This is a genomic window from Streptomyces calidiresistens, from assembly GCF_014141525.1.
GTDB classification, from domain to species: Bacteria; Actinomycetota; Actinomycetes; order Streptomycetales; family Streptomycetaceae; genus Streptomyces; species Streptomyces calidiresistens.
This window is the reverse complement of sequence record NZ_VKHS01000553.1, coordinates 1-3,777: the sequence shown is the minus strand read 5'-3', so window position 1 is coordinate 3,777 and position 3,777 is coordinate 1. Positions and strand designations below refer to the sequence as shown.

The window sequence follows — 3,777 nt, the reverse complement described above, 5'->3', positions numbered from 1 at the left end:
CACCCCCGCCACTACCCCCTGGGCACCCTGGCCGAGGACGTCCGTGCCCAGGCGCGGACCCTGGCCGACGACGGGCCGGTGCACCTGCTGGGGCACTCCATGGGCGGACTGATCGCGCGGGCCGCCGTGCTGCGCGGCCCCGACCCCTTCGCCTCGCTGACCCTGCTCAGCTCCGGCCCGGGCCGGCTCGGTCCCTCCTCCCGCTGGAAGGTGCGGGTGCTGCGGGCCGGGATCCCGGCGCTCGGGCAGCGCGGGATGTGGCGGCTGTGGCATCCCCGCCCCGAGCACTCCGAGGTCGGGACGTTCATGTTCCGCCGGTGGATGCTGAGCAGCCCCGGTCAGTTGCGGGCGACCGGGCGGTTGCTGCTGCGCGAACCCGACCGGGTGGAGCAGCTCGCCGCCACCGGTCTCCCGGTCCACGTGGTCTCCGGGGAGCGGGACGGGGCCTGGCCGGTGGCGTGGATGGACGAGATGGCGGCGCGCCTGCGGGCCCACCGGTCGGTGATCCCCGGGGCCGAGCACTCGCCCAACGTGGAGCGTCCGCGCGCCACGGCCGAGGCCCTGGTGGACTTCTGGGCGCGGCTCACCCCTCGCCGTTGACGAAGGCCATCACCCCGCCGGCGATCTGCTGCACCGCGATCGCCGACAGCAGCATCCCCGACAGCCGTGTGACCAACACCACGCCGCCATCCTTGATCAGCCGGACGATGAGCAGGGAGTACCGCATGGTGAGCCAGAGGATCAGGTGGAGCAGGGCGATCGCCGCCCACACCGCGGTGTGCTCCCCGACCCCGTCGGCGCGCTCGACCGCGAGGATCACCGTGACGATGGCGCCCGGCCCGGCCAGCAGCGGCATGCCCAGCGGCACCAGGGCCACGTTGACCTCCTTGGTCTGCCGGGGCTCCTCCATCTTGCCGGTGAGCAGGTCCAGCGCGACCAGCAGGAGCAGCAGGCCGCCCGCGATCATCAGGGCGGGGACCGAGACCCCCAGGTAGTTCAGGATGTGCTGCCCGGCGAGACCGAAGAGGACGATGACGGCCAGCGCCACCAGGGTGGCCTGCCAGGCCATCCGCCGTTGCACGCGCACCGGGCGGCCGGAGGTCAGGGCGAGGAAGATCGGCGTGATGCCGGGCGGGTCCATGATCACGAAGAGGGTGACCAGGACGGAGCCGAAGAGGGTGATGTCGATGATGTCGGGCATGACGGGGACCGTGCTGTCTCGGGATCCGTGGAACGGAGTGCGAACGGGGACCGCGCCCCGACCCGGCCGACCCCCGGTGGGCGGGGCGGCAGGGGGTCGGCGCGCGGGAAAGGACATCGAACGGTATCGAACGCCGGTCAACCGGTCGGAACCGGTACCGAACGAGGCGGGAGCCGGGGCGCGCCCCTCCGGGCGGTGACCCCGCGCGGAGGCCCGGCGGGGGCTGCCCGGCCGGGCGGCCCCCGGTGCCGGACGGCCCGCCGTCAGCCGGTGATCGGCGCGGCGCCCGAACCCCGGGCCGCGATCTCCGCGTACACGTCGGGGTCGGTGGTGTGCTCGCCCAGCACGCAGGTCTTCCGGCTGCCGTGGTAGTCGCTGGAGCCGGTGACCAGCAGGCCCAGTTCGCCGGCCAGCTCGCGGACCCGGCGGCGGGCCGCCGCGTCGTGGTCCATGTGGTCGGCCTCGATGCCGTCCAGGCCCGCCTCGGCCAGCTCCGCCACGGCGCTCTCGGGCAGCACCCGGCCGCGCTTGACCGCCATTGGGTGCGCGAAGACCGTCACCCCGCCGGCGGCGCGCACCAGGCGCACCGCCGCCACCGCGTCCAACTCGTGCTTGTCCACGTGCGCCCGGCCGCCGTCGGCGATCCACTCCGGGGTGAAGGCGGCGGCCACATCGGGCACGATCCCGGCCTCGACCATGGCGGTGGCGATGTGCGGCCGCCCGATCGTCCCGCCGGGACCGGCCAGCTCCACCACCCGCTCCCACTCCACCGGTGCGCCCAGGTCGGTCAGCCGCCGGACGATGGCCCGGGCCCGGGGCACCCGATCGTCGCGCAACAGCTCCCGCTCCCGGGCCAGGGCGGGCTCCTCCGGGTCGAAGAGGTAGGCCAGCAGGTGCAGCCCGATGCCCCGGTACCGGCAGGACAACTCGCACCCCGGCACCAGGGTCAGACCCGCCGGGAGGGCCCCGGCGGCCTCGGCGTGCCCGGCCACCGTGTCGTGGTCGGTGAGGGCGATCACGTCCAGCCCTGCCGCGGCGGCGCCGCGCATCAGATCGGCGGGGGCGTCCGTGCCGTCGGAGGCCGTGGAGTGGGTGTGCAGGTCGATGCGCACGGTGGCGGCTCCCCGGGGGACGGCGACGGGCGGGACACCGCCACCCTAGTCCCGCCCCGGCCACCGCTCCCCGACGGGCACCTCCCGCCCCTCCGGGCCGGGGTCAGCGCAGCAGCTTGGGGGAGAGGGCGCCGCAGGGGATGAGGTCTATCTCCGCGCCGGCCTCCCGCAGGTCGGTCAGCACCAGCTCGTCGTACATCATCAGCCCGGCCTCCTCGGGCCAGACCACCGCCCACAACCACAGGCCCAGCGCCTCCCCGGCGAAGACCGCGCGGTCCCCCGGGGTGTCCCGCAGCCGCCACAGCGGGGTGGGCCGGCCCGCCGCGTGCACCTTGGCGTGCGGGGAGCGGTCCACCTCCATCAACGGGGCCGGGTCGGGGCCGTCGATCCCGGCGAACCGGGCACCGAGCCCGAGGGCGGGCTCCTCGGAGATCAGCAGCAACTCGCCCGGCCCGCCCAGCGGGGCGGGTCCGGAGCAGGCCACGACGGACGCCCGCCCGCCGCTGCGTTCGTCCCCGGCGCAGGCCGCGCCGGTGTGGAGCCAGCCCAGGGGCAGCGGCCAGGGCATCCACACCGGTACCACCGCCCGTGACACGCAGACCGACAGGGCGTCGATGCTCGGGGGCAGGGCCGGTTGCAGGGGTTGGACGGGACCGTGGGCGGCACACTGCCAGGAGTCGGAGAACAGACCGGGGGCACGCACCCGGTCACCGCACCTCGGACAGGTCGGTTCACCCCTCATGCGTACCCACGGTCCTCCCGTCCGGGCCCCCAGTCAAGGAGGTCAGCCGGGGAGTGGTGCGCCGGCGCGTCGCGGGTCGCGCGTGTCGACGCCCCGGGAGAGCCACAGTTCGCGCAGCGCCTCGGCACCGTGCACCCGTTTCCACGCCGCCTCGTTCGGCGTCATGGGCAGCAGCGGCAGGATCCGCACCGGCTCGGCGGGCGCCGGCAGCGGCACGTCGGGCACCAGGCCGCCGGGCTCGCCCACCAGCACGGCGGTGAAGGGGGCACCGGGCCACAGCGGCTCGCCGGTGTCCAGGGAGGCGCCGGGGACGGGCACCACCCCCTCCACCCGGGGCGCCGCCGCCAGGACGGCCAGGGGGCGCAGGACGCGGTCGATCGGGGGCCGGTCGGGGCCGGGGCCGGGCCGCAGGGTGAGCACCAGCTCGGCACGCGGCCCCCGGACCGGATCGGCGACCGGGGCCGCCGGATCGGTCATCGGCTCGGCGGACATGCCCAGGGTGACGTAGCGCACCAGCGCCCCGTCGGTCGGGTCGGTCCCCTCGCCCCCGCCGGTTCCGGGGCCCGCCTCCCGGGGCTCCGGGGGGCAGAGGAAGCGCAGCACCTCGATCGGGTCCACGCCCAGGAAGGTGACCGAGGCCCGGGCGTCGGGCTCGCCGAAGGCCTCGACCAGCGCCCGCTCCACCGCGGGCAGGGGGTTCGGTGCCGTCCCCCCGTCCCCGC

General features: G+C 76.0%; 5 protein-coding genes. 1 reads left to right on the top strand and 4 read right to left on the bottom strand.

Features of this window, described 5'->3' with window-relative positions; genetic code table 11:
* Window positions 1–600 (top strand): alpha/beta fold hydrolase (locus FOE67_RS19420; protein ID WP_182666046.1); only part of this gene is annotated, 600 nt, incomplete at its 5' end.
* Here FOE67_RS19420 and FOE67_RS19415 read toward each other — a convergent pair.
* The 4 genes from FOE67_RS19415 to FOE67_RS19400 form a co-directional block, all read right to left on the bottom strand.
* A complete protein-coding gene (locus FOE67_RS19415; RefSeq protein ID WP_143622265.1) occupies window positions 584–1,192 on the bottom strand; it encodes a MarC family protein in 609 nt (202 codons plus the stop codon). The genes FOE67_RS19420 and FOE67_RS19415 overlap by 17 nt on opposite strands.
* 272 nt (window positions 1,193–1,464) lie before the next feature.
* On the bottom strand, window positions 1,465–2,313 hold the full coding sequence (locus FOE67_RS19410) for a PHP domain-containing protein (protein WP_182666044.1): 849 nt from the start codon (window positions 2,311–2,313) through the stop codon (window positions 1,465–1,467).
* Window positions 2,314–2,416: 103 nt separating this feature from the next.
* On the bottom strand, window positions 2,417–3,055 hold the full coding sequence (locus FOE67_RS19405; protein ID WP_182666043.1) for a DUF6758 family protein: 639 nt from the start codon (window positions 3,053–3,055) through the stop codon (window positions 2,417–2,419).
* 42 nt (window positions 3,056–3,097) lie between these two features.
* Complete coding sequence (locus tag FOE67_RS19400; RefSeq protein WP_228474054.1) at window positions 3,098–3,748, bottom strand: suppressor of fused domain protein; 651 nt, start codon at window positions 3,746–3,748, stop codon at window positions 3,098–3,100.
* Window positions 3,749–3,777 lie beyond the last annotated feature (29 nt).